The organism is Helicobacter cetorum (assembly GCF_900198405.1).
GTDB classification, from domain to species: domain Bacteria; phylum Campylobacterota; class Campylobacteria; order Campylobacterales; family Helicobacteraceae; genus Helicobacter; species Helicobacter cetorum_C.
This window is the reverse complement of sequence record NZ_FZMR01000020.1, coordinates 1-19,308: the sequence shown is the minus strand read 5'-3', so window position 1 is coordinate 19,308 and position 19,308 is coordinate 1. Positions and strand designations below refer to the sequence as shown.

At 32.7% G+C, this 19,308-nt stretch carries 23 protein-coding genes; 22 read left to right on the top strand and 1 reads right to left on the bottom strand.

Annotated features, from left to right (window positions below):
- Window positions 1–157 precede the first annotated feature (157 nt).
- The 16 genes from C6H25_RS06320 (at window position 158) to C6H25_RS06255 (ending at window position 11,695) form a co-directional block, all read left to right on the top strand.
- The gene (locus C6H25_RS06320; protein WP_104748597.1) at window positions 158–931 is read left to right on the top strand and encodes a phosphoadenosine phosphosulfate reductase family protein; all 774 of its coding nucleotides are present in this window, start codon (window positions 158–160) and stop codon (window positions 929–931) included.
- Window positions 932–934: 3 nt separating this feature from the next.
- Window positions 935–1,105, top strand: coding sequence for a hypothetical protein (locus C6H25_RS08620; protein WP_158653894.1), 171 nt, complete (start codon window positions 935–937; stop codon window positions 1,103–1,105).
- Between the two features lie 91 nt (window positions 1,106–1,196).
- A complete protein-coding gene (locus tag C6H25_RS08765) occupies window positions 1,197–2,843 on the top strand; it encodes a hypothetical protein (RefSeq protein ID WP_199768953.1) in 1,647 nt (548 codons plus the stop codon).
- A gap of 69 nt (window positions 2,844–2,912) precedes the next feature.
- Window positions 2,913–3,464: a hypothetical protein gene (locus C6H25_RS06310; protein ID WP_233707349.1), complete on the top strand. Its 552-nt coding sequence runs from the start codon at window positions 2,913–2,915 to the stop codon at window positions 3,462–3,464.
- A 1-nt stretch (window position 3,465) separates the two neighbouring features.
- On the top strand, window positions 3,466–3,861 hold the full coding sequence (locus C6H25_RS06305) for a DUF1353 domain-containing protein (protein ID WP_104748596.1): 396 nt from the start codon (window positions 3,466–3,468) through the stop codon (window positions 3,859–3,861).
- Window positions 3,858–4,325: a hypothetical protein gene (locus tag C6H25_RS06300; RefSeq protein WP_199768952.1), complete on the top strand. Its 468-nt coding sequence runs from the start codon at window positions 3,858–3,860 to the stop codon at window positions 4,323–4,325. The genes C6H25_RS06305 and C6H25_RS06300 overlap by 4 nt, the downstream gene beginning before the upstream one ends.
- Window positions 4,326–4,329: 4 nt before the next feature.
- Window positions 4,330–4,593 carry a hypothetical protein gene (locus C6H25_RS06295; RefSeq protein WP_104748595.1) on the top strand — a complete coding sequence of 88 codons (264 nt, stop codon included), beginning with the start codon at window positions 4,330–4,332 and terminating at the stop codon, window positions 4,591–4,593.
- Window positions 4,587–5,174, top strand: coding sequence for a hypothetical protein (locus tag C6H25_RS06290; RefSeq protein ID WP_104748594.1), 588 nt, complete (start codon window positions 4,587–4,589; stop codon window positions 5,172–5,174). The genes C6H25_RS06295 and C6H25_RS06290 overlap by 7 nt, the downstream gene beginning before the upstream one ends.
- Before the next feature lie 546 nt (window positions 5,175–5,720).
- Entirely contained in the window at window positions 5,721–6,320 is a 600-nt protein-coding gene (locus C6H25_RS06285) for a Coiled-coil domain-containing protein (RefSeq protein ID WP_104748593.1), read from the top strand.
- 9 nt (window positions 6,321–6,329) lie between these two features.
- The gene (locus C6H25_RS06280; RefSeq protein WP_104748592.1) at window positions 6,330–7,475 is read left to right on the top strand and encodes a DUF4043 family protein; all 1,146 of its coding nucleotides are present in this window, start codon (window positions 6,330–6,332) and stop codon (window positions 7,473–7,475) included.
- A 275-nt stretch (window positions 7,476–7,750) separates the two neighbouring features.
- A complete protein-coding gene (locus C6H25_RS06275; protein WP_104748591.1) occupies window positions 7,751–8,110 on the top strand; it encodes a hypothetical protein in 360 nt (119 codons plus the stop codon).
- Between the two features lie 80 nt (window positions 8,111–8,190).
- On the top strand, window positions 8,191–8,391 hold the full coding sequence (locus tag C6H25_RS06270) for a hypothetical protein (RefSeq protein WP_104748590.1): 201 nt from the start codon (window positions 8,191–8,193) through the stop codon (window positions 8,389–8,391).
- Between the two features lie 208 nt (window positions 8,392–8,599).
- A complete protein-coding gene (locus tag C6H25_RS08990; RefSeq protein ID WP_267891815.1) occupies window positions 8,600–8,731 on the top strand; it encodes a hypothetical protein in 132 nt (43 codons plus the stop codon).
- A gap of 4 nt (window positions 8,732–8,735) precedes the next feature.
- Window positions 8,736–8,942, top strand: coding sequence for a hypothetical protein (locus C6H25_RS06265; RefSeq protein ID WP_104748598.1), 207 nt, complete (start codon window positions 8,736–8,738; stop codon window positions 8,940–8,942).
- Between the two features lie 35 nt (window positions 8,943–8,977).
- The gene (locus tag C6H25_RS06260; protein ID WP_104748589.1) at window positions 8,978–9,406 is read left to right on the top strand and encodes a hypothetical protein; all 429 of its coding nucleotides are present in this window, start codon (window positions 8,978–8,980) and stop codon (window positions 9,404–9,406) included.
- Between the two features lie 492 nt (window positions 9,407–9,898).
- The gene (locus C6H25_RS06255) at window positions 9,899–11,695 is read left to right on the top strand and encodes a portal protein (RefSeq protein WP_104748588.1); all 1,797 of its coding nucleotides are present in this window, start codon (window positions 9,899–9,901) and stop codon (window positions 11,693–11,695) included.
- A gap of 736 nt (window positions 11,696–12,431) precedes the next feature.
- On the opposite strand, the gene C6H25_RS06250 is transcribed toward C6H25_RS06255, so the two are convergent.
- Window positions 12,432–12,716, bottom strand: a complete 285-nt coding sequence (locus C6H25_RS06250) for a virulence associated protein VapD (protein ID WP_104748587.1) — start codon at window positions 12,714–12,716, stop codon at window positions 12,432–12,434.
- 103 nt (window positions 12,717–12,819) lie between these two features.
- Between C6H25_RS06250 and C6H25_RS06245 the strand changes: the two genes are divergently transcribed.
- The 6 genes from C6H25_RS06245 (at window position 12,820) to C6H25_RS06220 (ending at window position 19,160) form a co-directional block, all read left to right on the top strand.
- Window positions 12,820–14,370: a hypothetical protein gene (locus tag C6H25_RS06245; protein ID WP_104748586.1), complete on the top strand. Its 1,551-nt coding sequence runs from the start codon at window positions 12,820–12,822 to the stop codon at window positions 14,368–14,370.
- Window positions 14,371–15,031: 661 nt separating this feature from the next.
- Window positions 15,032–16,708 carry a coiled-coil domain-containing protein gene (locus tag C6H25_RS06240; protein ID WP_104748585.1) on the top strand — a complete coding sequence of 559 codons (1,677 nt, stop codon included), beginning with the start codon at window positions 15,032–15,034 and terminating at the stop codon, window positions 16,706–16,708.
- Window positions 16,705–17,061 (top strand): hypothetical protein, encoded by a 357-nt coding sequence (locus tag C6H25_RS06235; protein ID WP_104748584.1) that lies wholly within the window; start codon window positions 16,705–16,707, stop codon window positions 17,059–17,061. Before C6H25_RS06240 ends, C6H25_RS06235 begins: the two co-directional genes overlap by 4 nt.
- A gap of 28 nt (window positions 17,062–17,089) precedes the next feature.
- A complete protein-coding gene (locus tag C6H25_RS06230; protein WP_104748583.1) occupies window positions 17,090–17,314 on the top strand; it encodes a hypothetical protein in 225 nt (74 codons plus the stop codon).
- A gap of 860 nt (window positions 17,315–18,174) precedes the next feature.
- Window positions 18,175–18,549 (top strand): type II toxin-antitoxin system death-on-curing family toxin, encoded by a 375-nt coding sequence (locus C6H25_RS06225; RefSeq protein WP_104748582.1) that lies wholly within the window; start codon window positions 18,175–18,177, stop codon window positions 18,547–18,549.
- A 71-nt stretch (window positions 18,550–18,620) separates the two neighbouring features.
- Window positions 18,621–19,160: a DUF5675 family protein gene (locus C6H25_RS06220; protein WP_104748581.1), complete on the top strand. Its 540-nt coding sequence runs from the start codon at window positions 18,621–18,623 to the stop codon at window positions 19,158–19,160.
- Window positions 19,161–19,308 lie beyond the last annotated feature (148 nt).

The following is a 19,308-nucleotide window of genomic DNA, read 5'->3' as shown; positions in this document are numbered from 1 at the left end:
TTAAGAACGGGTTTGAGAGTAAGTGATAGCTATATTAAAAGCGAGATAAACAAGGCGGACATTATCCACTCTTTCATTCCGCAGGCTAGAACGCTTGAGTAAGCCTAAGGAGTGGGCTAGCGAATGAATTATACCATAAAAAGAGAGACTAACCCCAATGAAAACTAAAATAGCTTTATGGAGTGGTGGTAAAGATAGCACGGCTATGATAGACTTACTTTTAAGAGATAAAGCAAAGCTAGATTACATTGTCTTTAATGACACTCTAAATGAATTTAAGGCTATGTATGATTATATAGATAAGGTTAGTCAATATTGGAAAGAAAGATACAACGCTAACATCGTTATTACTAAACCGCATGGGGATTTTATTTCTAATCAGATTCTAAAAGAAACAAGCAAGGGAATATTTTTGGGTAGAACTAAAGGCGTTTTAAGTAGTGGGCATGTTTTTTGCAGATGGCGTAGAGAAAGCAAGGTCTATCCCTTAGAAAGGTTTGTTAAAACTCTTAAGGCTAATAGAGTGGTTTATTTAGTAGGCATTACTACAGATGAAGCGCACAGAGCGAAGTTTATGAATAAGGAATTTGAATACCCCTTATTGAATAAGTATAAAATGAGCGAACTTGATTGTAAAAAGTATTTACAAGATAGAGAAATGGAAAACCCTTTATACAAGCATTTTGAAAGAACGGGTTGCTTTTTTTGTCCTTATCAGTCCTTAAGAGATTTTTACAGAATTTGGAAGTATTATCCTAAGGAGTGGGCTAAAATGAAAGAATATGAAAGCTTGTGCAAAGATAACGCTATCAATAAATCGTGGTTTTTAAAAAATCGTAGTATGGAGTATATGGAAAATAAATTTAAAAAAGAACAAGAGTTAGAATTTGTTGATGATGAACCTTTAAAAGATTGTTTTTGTAAGGTTTAAGGCATGCAAAAAATCAAAGACTTTATAAACAAATATCCGGGAATGAGCTTTATCATTGGTTATTTAATTTTAATCTTGCTTGTAATTATCAATCATTTAGATAAGGCTATAGGGAGTGTGCTTAATGCGTTGTTTATGCTCTCTTGTGTGTTTTTATACTATCGGGTGCGTTAGAAAGAATTATAACCCTTTTAAGAGCTTGGTTTTTAAGCTAAAGTTTAAGCAACAATACGCATTAAAAGGCTTAATATGAAAGGATTTATAAATGAACTACCCTAATTTACCAAGCCCTAATTTAGACATCACACAAGCACCAGAGATAAAAGAACTCACTAACAAGCTTTTAAAAGATTTGCAAAATTCTTTAAATCATAATGGGCTATGGAAAGAACAAGTTGAATTAAGCCTTAAGGGAATAGTGAGAATTTTAGAAATCCTTTTAAGCTTAGATTTTTTTAAAAACGCTAATGAAATTGATGAGAATTTAAGACACACTATAGAATGGTTACAAGAATCTAGCCAAGAATTAAAAGCTAAAATGCAAGAATATACAAGCTATTTTCACGCCTTTAATACTAGCATGCAAGCTAACGCTATAGAAGTAGAACAAACCCTAGAGAACAACAAACAAACGATATTAAGCGAGCTTGAAAGGTTAGAAAATGAAATCAATTCTAAAAGCACAGAATTACTAGAAGGTTTTAAAATCGTTTTAAACACCGCTTTAAAAAACGCACACACCGCTTTAAATCAAGCTAAAACAGAGAGCCTAAACGCTTTAAACGAGCTTTTAGAAACGCTTAAAAACCAATTACAAAACAGACAACAAGAGAGTTTAAGACTTTTAGAAAACTCTCAAAGCACCGCCTTAAGCGAGATTAACTCTAATAAAGAGAATGCTATAAATGCGATTACACAAGATAAAGCAAGCGTTTTAAGCGAGATTAACTCTAATAAAGAGAATGCTATAAATGCGATTACACAAGATAAAGCAAGCGTTTTAAGCGAGATTAACTCTAATAAAGAGAATGCTATAAATGCGATTACACAAGATAAAGCAAGCGTTTTAAGCGAGATTAACTCTAATAAAGAGAATGCTATAAATGCGATTACACAAGATAAAGCAAGCGTTTTAAGCGAGATTAACTCCAATAAAACCAACGCCTTAAATGAGCTAACAAACAAAACAAGCGAGAGTTTAGAGAATTTGAAAGCTCAAAAACGCTTAGAATTAGAGAGCTTTACTAATACAGCCAATGAAAAGATAAGGGAGTTAAATAACCTTAATAGTAGATTGATAACCAATTCAGGCGGTGTCATTAAGGTATTTGGTAGGTTTGTTAATGTGGATTATCAAAAAGATGTAAAATATATTAACACTAGCGATGAATTCCAACATTTTTTTTATTTAGCCAATAGCCAAGATGAGCCTTTATTTAAAGCTAATAGAAAATACCTTGTAGAAGTGTGGCTACCTTATGAATTAGCTTATATTGATTATATTAGTAAGGATAATTCGCATATAATGCTTGTAGCAAAAAATTCAGAAACAGATAAACAAGCTTTATATCCAAGCATAAAATCTCTTGTAAATACTGAAATTGCTAGAATGGTAAACAAAAGATATAGAGTTTACTCTCACTATTATGTGAAATTCCTTTATAGCCCTAGCAAGGACTACATGGCATTATCTCTTATGGGTTGTAGAATTGTAGAAGTTGTTTTTTGCCCTACAAATGCCATGCAATATTCCGGTGATGCGCTTGATTCATTGCGTAAAGTAAAATTAAACAATTTTGAATCAATTTATAGGACAAAATACCAAAGCATTTTAGAAGAAGGCTATTTTACACTCACTGAATTAGAACAAGAGCCAAAAATCCAAGAAGTCATTAACGGGCAATTAAGATAGCTAACCCTTAAAACGCGTTTTAATTTGCTTTAAAATGCCTTGTAAATTTATGAACTAAAGGTTTGAAAAATGCAAAAAATCGTTTTAGAAAATATGATTGCGTATAAAGAATGTTTAGGCGAAATGGTAAACTTTTATCATTTAAAAGGTAGCATAAGTTCTCTAAATGATGACCTTATACTAGAACTTAGCGATGATATAGAACTTCCTTCTAAAGAAGAGATGATAAACAAGCTCAAAGAATGCTTTTATTTTCATAAAAAGCAAGAATTAGAAAAAGTTATCAATCAAATTTGTGATACTAAGATTTTAGAAGGCTTTAATAGCGATGCGTTAGGGAGCTTACATCATTATGATATGCGTTTAGAAGACCAATTAAACATCAACGCACTAGCGAGCGCGAATTTAGGAAGTCCTTTTAGGTGCGCTAAAGTCTTAGAAGATAACACGCTAGGCCCTAAGACTTATAAAGAGCATACCAAAGCAGAGATTAGAAAGGTTTTTGCGGATGGTTTAAGGTTTAAAAGCGAGATTTTAAACTTCTATGGAGCTGAAAAAGAAAGGCTATACCAAATTGATAGCTTAGAAGAGTTACAAAACTTTGAGATTAAAGAGATTTAAAATGCAAAACTTTACTGAACCTATCAAAGTGGAATTTTCTAACGACGGCAAAAGTTTAAGGCTATTAGAAGGCTTTAGATACTACCTTAAAAGTGATAATTCAAAAGCTATCATTGTGCCTACGAATTTTAAAACTGACGGCTTTACGAACATGGGCTTAAGCTTTATAGTGCCTAAATATGGTAAAGGGCTTAAATGCGCAATTTTACACGATTATATGTGTGATGTATTAAACAACAAGCTAGAAAGACCTAAGGATTTTATGATTAGTTCTAGGAAAGCTTGCGATAAACTCTTTTTAGAAAGCATGCTAGAAACTAAAGCATTTATGAAGTTTAAGGCGTATTTGATTTATTTTGGTGTGCGTGTGTTTGCTAGAATTAAAGGATTAAAATGATGGATAAATTTAAGAGATTAGTTACATTCAAAACTAGCGGGGTTTTAAGGGCGTTTAATAAGCATGGGGATTTGATAGTCCAACGAGAGATTAAAGAGCCTAAAACTTTAGAATTAGCTATCGCTCCTACTTGCACTTATAAGTTTAATGAAACAGAATTTGGGGTGTGTGCGGGCATTGGTGAGCTTGATTTTTTAGACTACCCTAAGAATTTAGATTTTTTTAAACTCAAAGCTAGTGTAATAGAACGCTATTTACTCACACAAGAGATTCTAGAAGATAACGAGCAAGAAAGGCTATTAAACGAGTTTTTAGAAACTTATGACAAGAATATAGAGAAAGGCTACTACTACCTAGTGCCAAGGTTTTTTAAAGAGAAAGAAAGCGAGCTTTTAAGAGTGAATAGCTTAAGCGATAGAGACAAAAAGCAAGCGATAAAAGCGTTTAAAAAAGCTAGAGCTTGAAAAAATGAAATTTTTAAATTTAATTTCTTTTTATCTAAACATTCATTTCTTAAGGGGGACAGGGGGGTATTTTGCGATAATCATTCGCCCCCTAGCCCCCTTTGGTTTAAAAAGACATCTAGTCTTTATTAAACTCCCCTATCCCCCTAACAACGCTTTAAGGAGCTATCGCTTAACTGCGTTAAGCTCTTTTATTGTTTATCTTAAAAACGCTTTTAGCGTTTTTAAAAACAAAAAGATGAATTTTAAAAGGATACCCAAATGTTAGAAGTGAGCGAAATTCTAAGCAAAGTTAGAGCGAGATTAAACGACAATGACATAGAAAGCTATATGTTTAAAGATAGCGTTTTAATAGAGAGCTTAAATCAAGCGGTTTTAAACACGATTTTAGAATTTAGGCTTAATAAAGAGATTACAAGAGTGGTATTAGAAGATGAAGAGCGTTTTTTAAACATTCCTAATCTTTTAGGCATAGAAAGCGCGAAATTGGATAAAAAAGAGTTAGAAAATAGAACAAGCATTCCTAAAGATAAGGGCGAAGTAGAATTACTGATTTTAGGCGATAGATTGAGCGTAACGCCTTTTAAAGCGGGCGAGTTAGAAGTTATCTATTTTAGGAGCCTAGAAGTTAGCAATGTTTTAGAAAGCCTAGATTTACCCAAAATAAGCTTAGATGTTTTGGTTTATAGCGTGGTGTGTAATCTTTTAGAAATTCCTACAAACGATAATAACTTAAATCTTATTGCAAGCTATAAGCAACTTCTAAAACTCGCTAAGGATAATCTAACCAACTATTTAAACGCAATGTATTCTAAAAACATTCATTTTAGCAAAGTAGTAAGGGTGTGAGATAAACGCCCCCCTTAAATGAGACTTTTAAGGGGGATATACCAACAAATAGCCTTAAAAGAAGGAGTAATTTCTTTTAAGACGCTGTAATTATAGTAAAAGAAGTTTTTGAAAAATAGGGTTAGAAATTTTATACAAAAATTGAAATCCAATTAAAAACGCTAAAAGCGTTTTTAAGAAAATATATAAGAGCTTGCTTTAGCAAGCGATAACTTCTTAGGCGTTATAGGGGTTATGGGGGGTTTCTTAAGGGGGGATAAGGGGGTATATCGCAAATACCCCCTTCCCCACTTGAGAATGAATTAAAAGAAAGAGAATAAAAGAAAAGCCAAAAAGCTTTTTAAGAGTTTTTTAGCCCCAATAGCTAAGAATAAAAAAACAATGCTTTTAGCATTTATAACAAAAAGAGAAAACCCAATTAAAAAACTTATTCCTTTTAAAAAGCGAGCTTTTTAATATTTAAAAGCTATTAACTAAGAATTTCTAACCCTTAAAACGCATTTTAAATTTTTGCATAATACAACATCTTATTCTATAAGGAAGAGCATGGATACAAAAGACAAAGAGATTGAACTAGAAACGCTTAAGCGAGAAATCGCTCAAAGTGAGGCGAGTTTAGAAAATGATTTTGCCAATTACATGGCAGAACACACGGACGAGAAGTTAGAAGATTTGTTTTTCAATAACAAAGTTGATTTTTACAAATATATTCTAACGGCTCAAAACAACTATCTTAAAGAGCATGTGCTAGATAAAGCCGACAAAGCCCTAGCCTTAAGCGATGAGATAGAATCTTCTAAAAAACAAAGCGAAATTAAAAGAGCGCAAAGCGAGTTTTTAGAAAAACACAAAGATGAAAACATTGATATGAACGAGCTAGTGCGATTCTATAATGAAGAATTAAGCCCTAAATATCAAAGAGAAATAGACAAGTTAGAAGGCATAGATTTCTTTGAGGCGATTTATCAGTTTTTAAAAGCAACTAAGCAACAAGAAGAAGGCGTCGCTAAAGAAGAAGAAGAAATCGCTAAAGAAGAAGAAGAAATCGCTAAGGAAGAAGAAAAAGAATTACCAAAAGAAGTGCAAGGTAATGGCGTGAGCGGCGTTAATAGCGCTAGTAATCAAAATGTAATGACACGATTTTAAGGAGAAAACATGTTAGAAAACTTGAATAATATTAATTTTAGCAATATCGCTAGTAACCCCAATATTGGCGTAGAAGTAGGTTATGAAATCCAAAATGCAAGCTGGGTTAAAAGCCCTTTTAAAAGCATTACGGGGCGTTCTAGTGATAGGGGTATTCGCACTTATTTAGTTAAGAATGTTCAGCCTTATAGACCAAGGCTAAAATCACAGCTAAGCGGAAGTGGAGTGAGTGGTAATACTGATTTTGATGCCAACTATGACAAGCTAGAAATCTTAAGTCAAACCATTTACCCTGAAGTGTTTGGTAATTCGTTGCCTAGTCAAATTAAAGCGTATGATGAATTAGAAAGAATTGATTTTATCAAAGAAGCATGCGATAGTCTAGCGTCTTGGATGAATGAAGAGAGAGACAAGCGCATTGTTGCAAGCTTAACTAATGATTTCACTAACTATCTTTATAGCCAAACTATGAGCGTAGAAACCATTAGAAAGGCTATCTTTTTAGCTAGAAATGGTTTAAAAGCTAATGGGGATAAAGCCTTCCCTATTAAGCCCATTAGAGCGGATATGGTAAGTGTGGGCGATGTAATGGTACAAAATACTAGCTACATCATCTTTTTAGATAGCTACCAAGCTAACCAGCTTAAAAAAGATGAAGATTACAAAGAGCTAAGAAAGCTTTATGCGTTCGCTAATGAAGACAAAGGCATTTTATACCATGGGCTTTTAGGTGTGATAGATAATTGCCCAATCATAGATGCGGGCGTGTGGAATAAACTAAATGTAGGCATGCCAAATTCTACCATTAGTGATAGCGAGTTTTCACGCTATATCAATAAAGCCAATGCTAGTAGCATTGTAAGCCCCGCTCAACTTAGAGACATCATTAAAAAAGTAGCAGGAGTTAAAGAGAAGTTAGGCGATAAGCAAATTTCTATTGGTTGTTTAATGGGAGCTAGTAGCGTGCTATTAGCTGGTAGTGAAAAAACGAATTTCTACATTGATGAGACCAAAGACGCAGGCAGAAAGTCTGTAGTAGGCGTAGATTGCATTATGGGCGTTTCAAAAGCTAAATACCAAAGTAGCGATGGTGAAAAAACCCCTTATGACAACCAAGACTTCGCCGTTATTGGCCTTGTGAGCAACATGGAGTAAAACCCAAAATAAAAGAGCTTGTTTGACAAACAAGCGATAACCCAAAAAAGAGCTTTTAAGCTTGCTTAAAAGTGATAGCCCCTTAAGCGTTGTAGGGGTAAAGGGGATTTTTAAGGGGATTTAGGGGGTATATCGCAAATACCCCCTACCCCTTAAAAGAAAGAAATTTAAAACCATGCGTTTTAAGCAAGAGTAGTTTTTAGCTAAGAAAGCTAAGGATATTTTAAAGCGTTGCTTAAAACAACAAAATGAATTTTTAAACGAAAGGAAAAACAATGAAGCAAAAAGTAAAAACCGTTAGCTATTTAGCTAAAGCAGAATTTGAGATTAAGAATGGCGTTTATGATGTAGTAGCCTTGCCTATTGGTGCTGAAGTGATTCAGTGCCATTTAGAAATCATCGGCACTCCAACTGCTGGGACTATTAATGTAGGTTTCAAAGATGAGAGCCATAAAAACTATTTTTTAGCTGATGTGAATGCTAACACAACAAAATACAGCACTAGCGCTAAATGCTACACTAGCCTTGATACTAAAATCGTGGTAGCAGAAGTTAAATCAGCAAACGCACAAGATTGCAAAGGCGTTTTAAGGGTGCTTTATTTCTTACCTAGTGAAATGGAAGTAGAGTATTAAAAACTCTTTTTGCGCTTTTTAAAACCCCTTATTTTAGGGGGTTTGTGTTTTGATAAAAAATCGTTTTTTAAAAGGTTAGAATGAAAAATCTTGTTGAAAGATTTTCTATTATTTTTAGCAAAGGTGAGAAAGTGAGTATTGAAATTAAAATTGATACGATTGAGAAACTAGAGAGCTACACAAAAGAAAGGAATAAAAATAATAGAAACTTCTTTATATTGATTGGAGCATGTTTTTTTATGGCATGCCTAACATGCGCATACATTTTTAAAGGCTTTTAGGTGTGTTTGATTTTAGATTGCTTTTTAGAAAACAAAGGCGAAAGATGACAGAAGAACAAAACTATAAAATAGAAAAATTGCAAATTTTTGCGTTTGTGTTTGTAGCGTCTCTTTTGATAGTGTGTGCGAGTTTGACATGCGCATATATTTTTAAAGGCTTTTAAGTGTATTTGATTTTAGATTGCTTTTTAGAAAACAAAGGCAAAAGATGACAGAAGAACAAAACTATAAAAATGAAAGGTTTGTAACTCTTGTAGTGTGTATTGCTATTTTTGCATGCGTTTTGGTGGTTACTCTTGGGGCTAGTTTGACATGTGCATATATTTTTAAAGGCTTTTAAAAGCGTGCGTAATCGCAATATTGTAGAAAACTTTAACATAGATAAGGGCGATAAAGTGGAAATAAAAATTGATAATAAGGAAATGCTAGAAGAATACACTAAATATAAGCTAAAAGATAGCCACTCTAAAGGCTTAAAAATCGTTTTTGTGTGTTCTCTTTTGATTATATCCACTTGTCTAACTTGTGCGTATATTTTTAAAGGCTTTTAAAGATATAATAAACAAACGAACAAAAAGGATAAAAAATGTTTTTTTCAGGCCCTTTAAACACTCAAAACTATTTTTTACAAGACAGGCAAAAGCCGAAGTTCTTAGGTATAACCCCTTTTAGTAGCGGATATAGCAGTTATTTAGATAATCTAAATTCACAGCCTATTACTAATGAAAACCCTAAAAGCTCAAATTTTTCTAACTTCGTTAATAGCGTGGGTGGTTTAGGTGGAATGGGTATGATAGGCGGAGCGATTGGAGGCATTGGCTCTTTAATCACAGGAGCTATCAATTCAAGCGAGCAGAATAAAAATGCCAAAGAGAGCATGCGAATGGCTAGAGAGCAATTTAGGCTAGAAAATGAACGCTATAATGCTAGAGAGCAAGAAAGACTAGCTAATAATAAAGCCGTAGATAATATCGCTAAAAACTACGACATTAAAAACCCTATAACAAGATTTTAAAAAAGCAAACGATTTTTTTATTTTTTAGGATTTTTGTTAAAATACCCCTTCCCATTAAGTAAATATTAGCAGTATTGGCTTAAGGGAGTAAAAGCACTCTTTAAAGTGCGAAGGGGGGTGATTAAATATGAAAATCGGCATTATTATAGTGCTTGTATTCTTAATCTTTATTGAAAGACAAACAAGCGATAACAAGAAAAAAGAGCTTTTAAGCAACGCTTAAAAGTGATAACCCCTAAGCCTTGCGGGTAATGGGGAGTCTTTAAAAACTAAATGTTTTTAAAAACCATAGGGGGTTTGGGGGCTTAAGGGATAGTGTCCTCGCCCCCTAAAAGAAAGAAATTTAAAACCAATAAAAAACTCAATATATACTTACTGAAATAAAAAATTTTAATTTAAGAATGAGATTTTTTTAAAGAGATTTCTAACCCTACAAAAACCATTTATTAGTAGCTATGATACGCTTAAATTGACTTAAAAAGGTTTGATTGAATGCTAGATTTTACTACCTTGCAAGATAACTTTAAAAACGACTATCAAAAGGCTTTAATAGAAAATACCGAGTTTTTAGAAGCTAAGAAATACTACAACGGAAACCAACTCCCCCCTGATGTTTTGAAAATCATACAAGAGCGCGGCCAAACGCCTATCGTTGAGAATATGTTTAAAGTGATTGTTAATAAGATTTTAGGCTATAAGATTGAAAGTATTAGCGAGATTAGACTAAGTCCTAAGCAACAAGAAGATAGAGCCTTGAGCGATTTATTAAATAGCCTTTTGCAAGTGTTTATCCAACAAGAAAACTACGATAAAGCGATGATAGCAAGGGATAAGGACTTGCTAATAGGCGGTTTAGGTGTGATTCAATTATGGGTAGTAGAAGATAAAGAAAGAAATGTTGAAATTGATATTAAAGCTTTAAAGCCTGAAAGCTTTGTAATAGATTATTTCAGCACGGATAAAAACGCCCTTGATGCAAGGCGTTTTCATAAAATGCTAGAAATCACTGAACAAGAAAGTTTAATGCTTTTTGGTAGTGAAGTAGTAGTCAATTATAGCTATGTCAATAATGAAAAAATCGCTAAAATCATTGAAAGCTGGTATAAAGAGTTTAACACAGAGACTAAAGAATACGAATGGAATCGTTACTTATGGAGTAGAAACGCTGGCATTTATAAAGTAGAAAAAAAGCCTTTTAAAAACGGAGCTTGCCCGTTTATTGTCTCTAAACTCTATACTGATGAATTGAATAATTATTACGGACTTTTTAGAGATATAAAGCCTATGCAAGATTTTATTAACTATGCAGAAAATCGCATGGGAAATATGATGGGAAGTTTTAAAGCGATGTTTGAAGAAGATGCCGTTGTAGATATAGAAGAATTTGTAGAAACGATGAGCTTAGATAACGCTATAGCTAAAGTGAGACCAAACGCCCTAAAAGATAATAAAATTCAATTTATGAATAACCAAGCGGATTTAAGCGCGCTTAGCCAAAAAGCCGAGCAGAAACGCCAATTATTACGCATTCTAGCGGGCTTAAATGATGAAAGCTTAGGTATGGCAATCAATCGTCAAAGCGGGGTTGCTATCGCTCAAAGGAAAGAAAGCGGTTTAATGGGCTTGCAACAATTTCTAAAAAATACTGATGATATGGACCGCTTGATTTTTAAACTAGCGATTAGCTTTATTTGTGAGTATTTTACCAAAGAGCAGGTTTTTAAGATTGTAGATAAGAAAGTAGGCGATAGATACTTTAAAATCAATTCTAAACAAGAGAATAAGATACGCCCCTTAAAGTTTGATTTAATCTTAAAGAGCCAATTAAAAACAGAAACTAGAGATGAGAAGTGGTATAACTGGAATGAACTCTTAAAGATTTTAGCGCCCATTCGCCCTGATTTAGTGCCTTCTTTAGTGCCTTTAATGCTAAATGACATGGATTCACCCATTACAAATGATGTTTTAGAAGCGATACAACAAGCTAATGAAATGCAAAATCAAAATTCGCAAGCACAAGCGCCTTACAACGAACAATTACAAGCTTTACAATTACAAAAAATGCAAGCTGAGATTATGGAATTACAAGCTAAAGCGCAAAAATATAGTAATCAAGGAGCCTTAGCACAGACTACCAATGAAAGCGAGCAAATCAACCAAGCCATTACGATAAATGACTTACAACAAGGTAATACTGATAATGCCAATAATGCCAACAATAAGGCTTTAAAAACAAGCGATAAAACCACATGGCAAAAATATCCTAGTAGCCAAAATCTTAGCTACTAGGTTAAGTTAAAAGAATTTGTGAAGGAATGTTGATAAAACTTAAGAGTTATATGCTACTACTTGTTCGTGTTTGTGTTCGTTCTTTTTAAAATTTGTTGCTTAAGACCAAAAAGGTTTAAAGCCACGAACAAGTAATAAGTTTTGTATTATAGCGATAGTTTCTTATGTTTTACTGAAATTGATTAAACACGGATTTAAAAAATGTTTTTTTTACTTTAATTAGCATTTAGCTTTGAGTGTTAAAACCACTCTTTTAAACTTTAACATTTCAATTTCTTTTTCTTATTCTTAAGGGGGACAGGGTGGTATTTTGCGACAATCATTCGCCCCCTAGCCCCCTATGGTTTTTAAAAACATTTAGTTTTTAAAAACTCCCCAATCCCCCTAACAACGCTTTAAGAGACTATCGCTTAACTTCGTTAAGCTCTTTTTGTTTATTAGCTGTGTTTCTTAAAATCGTTGCACACTTTTAAGAAACGATAAATAAACAAATCAATTAACTAAAAAGAAAGAATAAGATTTTTTAAAAAGTTATAATGCTCCTACAAGTAAGGGTAACGGCAATTACTTCTTACTTGAGTTCTTTAACTTATGAAAGGAGCATAAAATGCAAAATAAGATTATTATCTTAGTAGTAATTGTCTTAGTATTAGCTGAAAAGCTTTACTAAAGACAAGCAAGGGAGTTTTTAAGCTCCCTTGTGATTTAAGATAATAGCCTTAAAACTCTTAAAAATTTATGATTTAACAATTTCAGTAAAATTGCTCCAATCTTCTACTTTAAAAGCTCTAATATCTCTTACAGACTGCTTGAACCAATCAATTTGACTTAGTTTGTTGATAGCTTTATAGACTTGTGCAAGGGTGTTTTCTTTGGCTGAATTGACATAAACGCTTCCTTGAGTCCATTCAAAGCCTAGTAACTCTAATTCCTGCCTTAAATCATCATAAGCCTTATTATAAGGCTCACCATAAACTTGTTTTAAAATTTCAATTTTTAAATCAAAAGCGATAGCATACATGCTTAAAAATCCTTTTATTTTTTAACCATATTATACAAAAATCTAAAATAACCCTTAAAATATCAACTACTCTTAGATAGAATGCTTGCTAATAGGAGAAAGCATGCAGAATTTAAAAAAAGAATTAGCCTTAAGAGAGTTAGCAAGGCGTGATTTTTACTATTTTTTAAAACTCAAGTGGGAAAGATTTAATAACGAGTTGTTATTAGAAAGCTGGCATATAGAATATTTGTGTAAAGTCTTAGAATGCACGCAACCTAACACTTGCAAAAAAGAAGAATTGATTAAACGCTTGATTTTAAATATGCCTCCAAGCTATGGAAAAACAGAAATTATTGCAAGGTGCTTTATAGCGTGGAGTTTAGGGCATGACAAAAGCAAAAAGATTTTTTATGTGAGCTATAGCGATGAATTGTGTAAAAGGATTTGTAAGCAAGTAAGAGAGCTCATGCAAAGTCAATTTTACAAGAATGTTTTTTATGATGAAAGCTTTGAATTTTTAAACAACACGGCTAGGGGGTTTGTATTAAGAGAAGGTGGGGGTTTGTTTGTAACCACTTTAAAATCAGCTTTAACAGGATTTCACGCTGACCAAATTCTAATAGATGACCCTATCAAAGTAAGTGATATGAGTTCTAAAAAAGAAGTTAATAATGTCAATACCAACTTTAAAGAAAGTGTTATCTCTCGTTTGCAAGATGTCAATTCCAACATTACAATTCTTATGCAACGCTTAGGGAATAACGATTTGTGCGGGTTTTTGCAAAATGAAAGAGAGTTTGATATAGACACGATAAAAGAATGGAAACACATTAAACTAAAAGCCTTAAACGAAGAAGAAGAAGTTTACAAAATTAAGGATTTTACACACATAAGAGAAAAACAAACCCCCCTATTTGCCTTAAAGCATGATAAAAAGCAACTAGAAGAATTAAGATTACAAATGGGTAATGATGAATTTTCTAGCCAATACCAGCAAGAGCCAATTACTACAAGTGGGGGGTATTTTGACCCTAGCTTTTTAACTAGAATTTTCACGCATGAGTTAGGCGAAATGAATTTGTATATCTTTGTAGATAATGCTTTAAGTTTAAGCCAAAAGGCAGATAATAGGGCTATTGTGGTGGTGGGTGTGGAAAATTACCATAATAGCGTGCGTTACATCGCTTTAGATTGTTATTGTGGGATATGGAGTGAAGAAGACACGATTAACTACATTTTGCAAGCTAAAGAGACTTATAAGAGTGCTAAAACTTATATAGAAAGTGATGGCGGGGGTTTAGTGCTACATAGGCTTTTAATGGTGGAATTAGCTAAATTTAATCAAAGAGCCAAAGAACAAGCAAAGGATATGTTAAGCGATGAAATCTATTGTTATACCCCTAGTAGAAAGATTAGCAAAATAGATAAGATAAAAGCCATGCGACCCTTTTATAATACGGGCTTTTTAGTCTTTAGTCATAGTTGTAAATATATGGAACAAATCCAAAAAGAGCTTTTTAGCTTTAACCCTGATAAACCCTTTAGACAAGATGATTGCATAGACGCTTTGGCTAGTGCTATAGCGCATGAAAGCGTTGTAGCTCCTATAAAAAGAGAAACTAAAATCAGCAATTCAAGGAATATCTTTACTAAACGCACATGGCGGATATAAAAGATTAAAAAGAAGTTTTTGTTTTAAAAGATTGGTTTTTAATTCATTTTCTTGTTTGTTTCTTTTAGTCTAAGGAACTATCGCTTGACTTTGTCAAGCTCTTTTATATTTTTATTGATTTTAAACTCTTTTTAAGAAAATTTAATCTATTATAACAATATGTTAAAATAAGCGTATAGCTATATACACTTTTAAATAATTTCTAAGGTTAAAAAAGTTATAATACTCCTAGCCAACAAGCAAGAGCGCCAACTCTTTATCGCTTGTTGAGTTCTATTGAAAGGAGTAACTTATGCTATATAAGGCTTTTATTTTAATTTTAATTGTCTTAGTTCTAGCTGAAAAGCTTTACTAAAAGACAAAGCAAGGGAGTTTTTAAGCTCCCTTGTGATTGAGATAATAGCCTAAAATTCTTTTTTAATAAAGCTAAAATACGAATAGAAACAAGAAAAAACCACAAAGCAAAAAAGCCTTAAAAAAGCTAGAAAGCTTTGCTTAAAAGAATTATAAAAGCCAAGCGTTAAAGCCGTTTTTGAGCGATTAGCTAATAAGTAGAAAAGAGATTTTAAAAACTATCTATCAAAATAAAATTCTAACCCTTTTAAATCCTTTTTTAAAACGCTAAATTATCATTTATTTAGCAACTCAAGGATAGCGTATAATGAAAATTCCTACAATGCCAGAGCCAAACATAGATTTAAGCTCTTTAAAACAACAAGGCGTTTCTAGCGTCTCTAATAATGAAACGCTATTAGCAAAGTTAGATAAGTCTTTAAAGGATAATAGCGATTTTAAGGAGCAGGTTTATTTAAGTTTAGATGGAATCTATGCGATTTTAAAAGCGTTTGAGCATATAGAAGTTTTTAAAAACCTTGAAAAGACATCACAAAATGTCTCGCTTGATTTTAACGCTTTAAAAGCAAAGATAAAAGAATATGAAAGCTATTTAAGGGAATTAAATGCGAGCTTAGGGCCTAATATAGAAGTTTTAGAAAACTCTTATAATGGAGTGAGCGAAAAAATAAACGAACTTCAAAGCGATTTAGAAAAAGAAAGACAACGCTTGGAAAACGCCTTAAACGCTGAATTAGAAAACCTTAAAACGCATAAAACAGAAGAATTGCAAACTGAAATCAACACGCACAAACAAGAGATTTTAAAGGCTTTAAATTCCCTAAAAGAGCTTTTAAGCAACGCACTAAATGACCAAAAAACCAACGCCCTAAACGAGCTAACAAACAAAACAAGCGAGAGTTTAGAGAGTTTAAAAAACTCTCAAAGCACCGCCTTAAGCGAGATTAACTCTAATAAAGAGAATGCCATTAATGCGATTACACAAGATAAAGCAAGCGTTTTAAGCGAGCTAGAACTTAAAGAGAGTGAATTAAGCCAAAGTTTAACTGAAGAAGTAGAAAACGCTAAACTTGCTTTAAATGAAAAATTAGAGCAATCAAAAACAGAATTAAACCATCTTAATAGTGGTTTGAATGATAAAGTAGAAAGACTAGAAAGAGAAGTAACCACCACAAAAGAAAGCATTAAAAGAGCTAATGATAACGCAGGGAATGCCTTAAAAAAATCTAATAACGCTATAGCGGATGCTCAAAACGCTACAAATCAAGCTAACAACGCCTTAAGGAACGCTAATGAGGCTAAAGAGCAAGCTAGATTAGCCAAGTTGAGCGCTGAATCTATAGACAAAAGCTCTCAAATCAAAGTTTTAAGTAGGGTTATCAATTCTGATTTTCAAGAAAGAAGTTATTATAATATTGGCGATGATTTTGAGCATCTTTTCTATTTAGCTGATAGTCAAAATTTAGAAACGCCTTTATTTGAGGCTAATAAAAAATACCTTGTAGAAGTGTGGTTGCCTTATTCATTGTGTTTTAGGGCAAGTAATGGCAATGATTCTTATATCATACTAGCGAGCAGTAACTCTCCTAGTGATATTCAAGTTTTAAGCGCTAGTTTAAGAACTCTTTTAAACTCTGAAGTTTTTATGGACGCTATCGGTGGGAATAAATTTTATATTTTTTCTCACTATTATGCGAAGTTTATCTATAAGCCAACTAAGGATTATACTCAATTAGGGGTTATGGGTTGCAAGATTTTTGGTGTTACATTTTGCCCTAACCAATACAAGAAAAAATCAACAGATTATGGCTATTATGATTTTAACCTAACGCCCCCCAATCTAAGCGCTTTAAACCCTTATGATTCTTTAATAACTACAAGCATTTTAGAAGAAGGCTATTTTACACTCACAGAACTAAATGAAGAGCCGTCTTTTATGGAAGTAGTAAACGGAAAAATACACAAAAGGGAAAACAAAAGATGAAACCATTTATTAATCAAATTTTAGACGAAAGAGAAGAGAAATACGGAGACTATGAGACAATGGCGATGTTAGATACAGAGCTTAAAGAAGCGTTGAGAACTCACCCAAACTTTATAGCCCTTCCTAATGAGATTAAATGTTCTTTAGAAATGATTTTGCATAAAGTCGCAAGGGTGGTTAATGGGGATTATATGCACAAGGATAATTTTATAGATATTAAAGGCTATAGCGAACTTGCTTTAAGAAGTATAGCAAGATATGAAGAAGAACTAAAAAATGATGAAGAAGATTTTTTAGCCGAATATACGCTTAATGAAATGGACGCCTTAGAAGAAGATGATGAAGAAGAATAAAAACCAACATTTAAGAGCTTAAAACATTATGAGCGTGTTAAAAATTAGCTTTGGCTTGCTTTTTTTAACGATTTTTTGTGGGTGCGCTAAGAAAATAATTTATAGTCAAGTGAAAGTCCCTATCAAATGCGATGTGAGCATGCCAGAAAGACCGCTTAAGAGTTTGGATAGCTTGGAGTATTTAAAGCAGTTGTTAGTCTATACAGAAATCTTAGAACAAGATTTAAAATTTTGCACTTCTAACGAAAAATAACAAGAGCCAATAATAAAGAGCTTGTTTGACAAACAAGCGATAGCCCAAAAAAGAGCTTTTAAGCTTGCTTAAAAGTGATAACCCCTTAAGCGTTATAGGGGTAAAGGGGATTTTTAAGGGGAATAGGGGGTATATCAGTGAGCGTTTTAAAAAGTGCTAAATGCACTTTTAGTAAAACAGCGAACAAGGCGTAAGCCTTTATTGACAACCCCCTACCCCTTAAAAGAAAGAAATTTAAAACAATCAGTAAAAGCACTTACAATCAAAAAGAAAGAAACCCCTTAAGAATAAGAAAAAACAATAACAAACTTTTTAAATATAAAGAACTACCAAAAAGAAATCCAACTGAAAAAACCTTTTTTAATCAAAGAGCTAAGAGAATTTAAAAGCATTTGTATTTTAAACTCTTTTTAAGAAAATTTAATCTATTATAACAATATGTTAAAATAAGCGTATAGCTATATACACTTTTAAATAATTTCTAAGTTTAAAAAAGTTATAATACTCCTACAAGTAAGGGTAATTAGCGGTTACTTCTTACTTGAGTTCTTTTGAAAGGAGTATAAATGCTTAAAGTGGCTGTTATTGTAATAATAATTGTCTTAGTCTTAGCTGAAAGACTTTACTAAAGACAAGCAAGGGAGTTTTTAAAGCTCCCTTGTGATTAAGATAATAGCCTTAAATTCTTTTTTAAACTTCTAAAAGCTAAAATACAAATATACCAAAACAAAAGGTTTTACAATGAAACAAGAAAAAACAGAAAGAGAAAAAGCCTTAAAAAAAGCTAGAAAGCTTTGCTTAAAAGAATTGCAAAAGCCAAGCGTTAAAGCCGTTTTTGAGCGTTTAGCTAATAAGTAGAGATGTTTTATCTAAACATTCAAGACGCTATTATTATTCATGATGAAATCCTAGAACAAACCAAAGGATTAAAAGGCTATAATAAAGTCAATATAGGCTATTTGTCAAGTGCTTTAGAACAGATAAAAGATGATGTTTATTACCCTACTTTTTGCGACAAATTGACGCATTTAATGTTTGCTTGCATTAAATTCCACCCTTTTAATGATGCCAATAAACGCAGCGCTATTTACTTAGGAATGCACCTTTTAAGCATTAATGACTATTCTATAGAAAACTTCGCCAAAGAGCTAGAAGAAGTTGTAGTCAAAGTAGCGTCTAATCATCTCTCTAAGATTGAGTTAAAAGAGATTTTAAAAAACTATCTATCAAAATAAGCTCTAACCCTTAAAACGCTTTGAATTTTTAGGTTTAATAGTTTCATTTTAACAACAAAAGGATTAAAAAAATGTATCTTGTTTTAATGAAACGATTGAAAGATTTAGAAAGCGTAGAAAAAAACAATAAGACTGAAAGCAGTATGCTAGGGAGTTTTAGAGTGTTTGATAAAACGCAATTAAACGAGAATTTAAGCGATGATGAGCTTTTAGAAGAATGCGACAAACTAGACCCTTTGTTTGCTTGCTATTGTTTAGAAAATAGCGGAGAGCCTACGGATTTAAGCAATTTAGACAAGCCTATCATCGCACGCACTTATACGCTTTCTTGGAGTGATACAAGCTGTTCAGTGCCTAAAGAATACCAAAACAAGCACGGAGCTAGGCATGCGGTTTTGCAATTACACAACCCAAATGATAAAAGTTTCAGCGATAGAAAAATTTTAATCCATATTGGAAACACCGCGCATGATACTTTAGGATGCATTCTTTTAGGCAAACAAGCTGATAATAGAATGATTTATAAAAGCACGGACGCTGTAAGAGAGTTTTTTAACTTGATTAAGGATAAGGGCGTAGAAAATTTTTCATTAAAGATTATTGATAAGTGAAGAGCTTTTAAGCTTGCATTTTAGAAGTAGTGCTTTAATTGTTTTTCTCTTTGATAGTTATTTATATTAAAAAAGTTTTATTGCTTTTTTCTTATTCTTAAGGGGGACAGGGTGGTATTTTGCGACAATACCCCCCTTATCCCCCTTA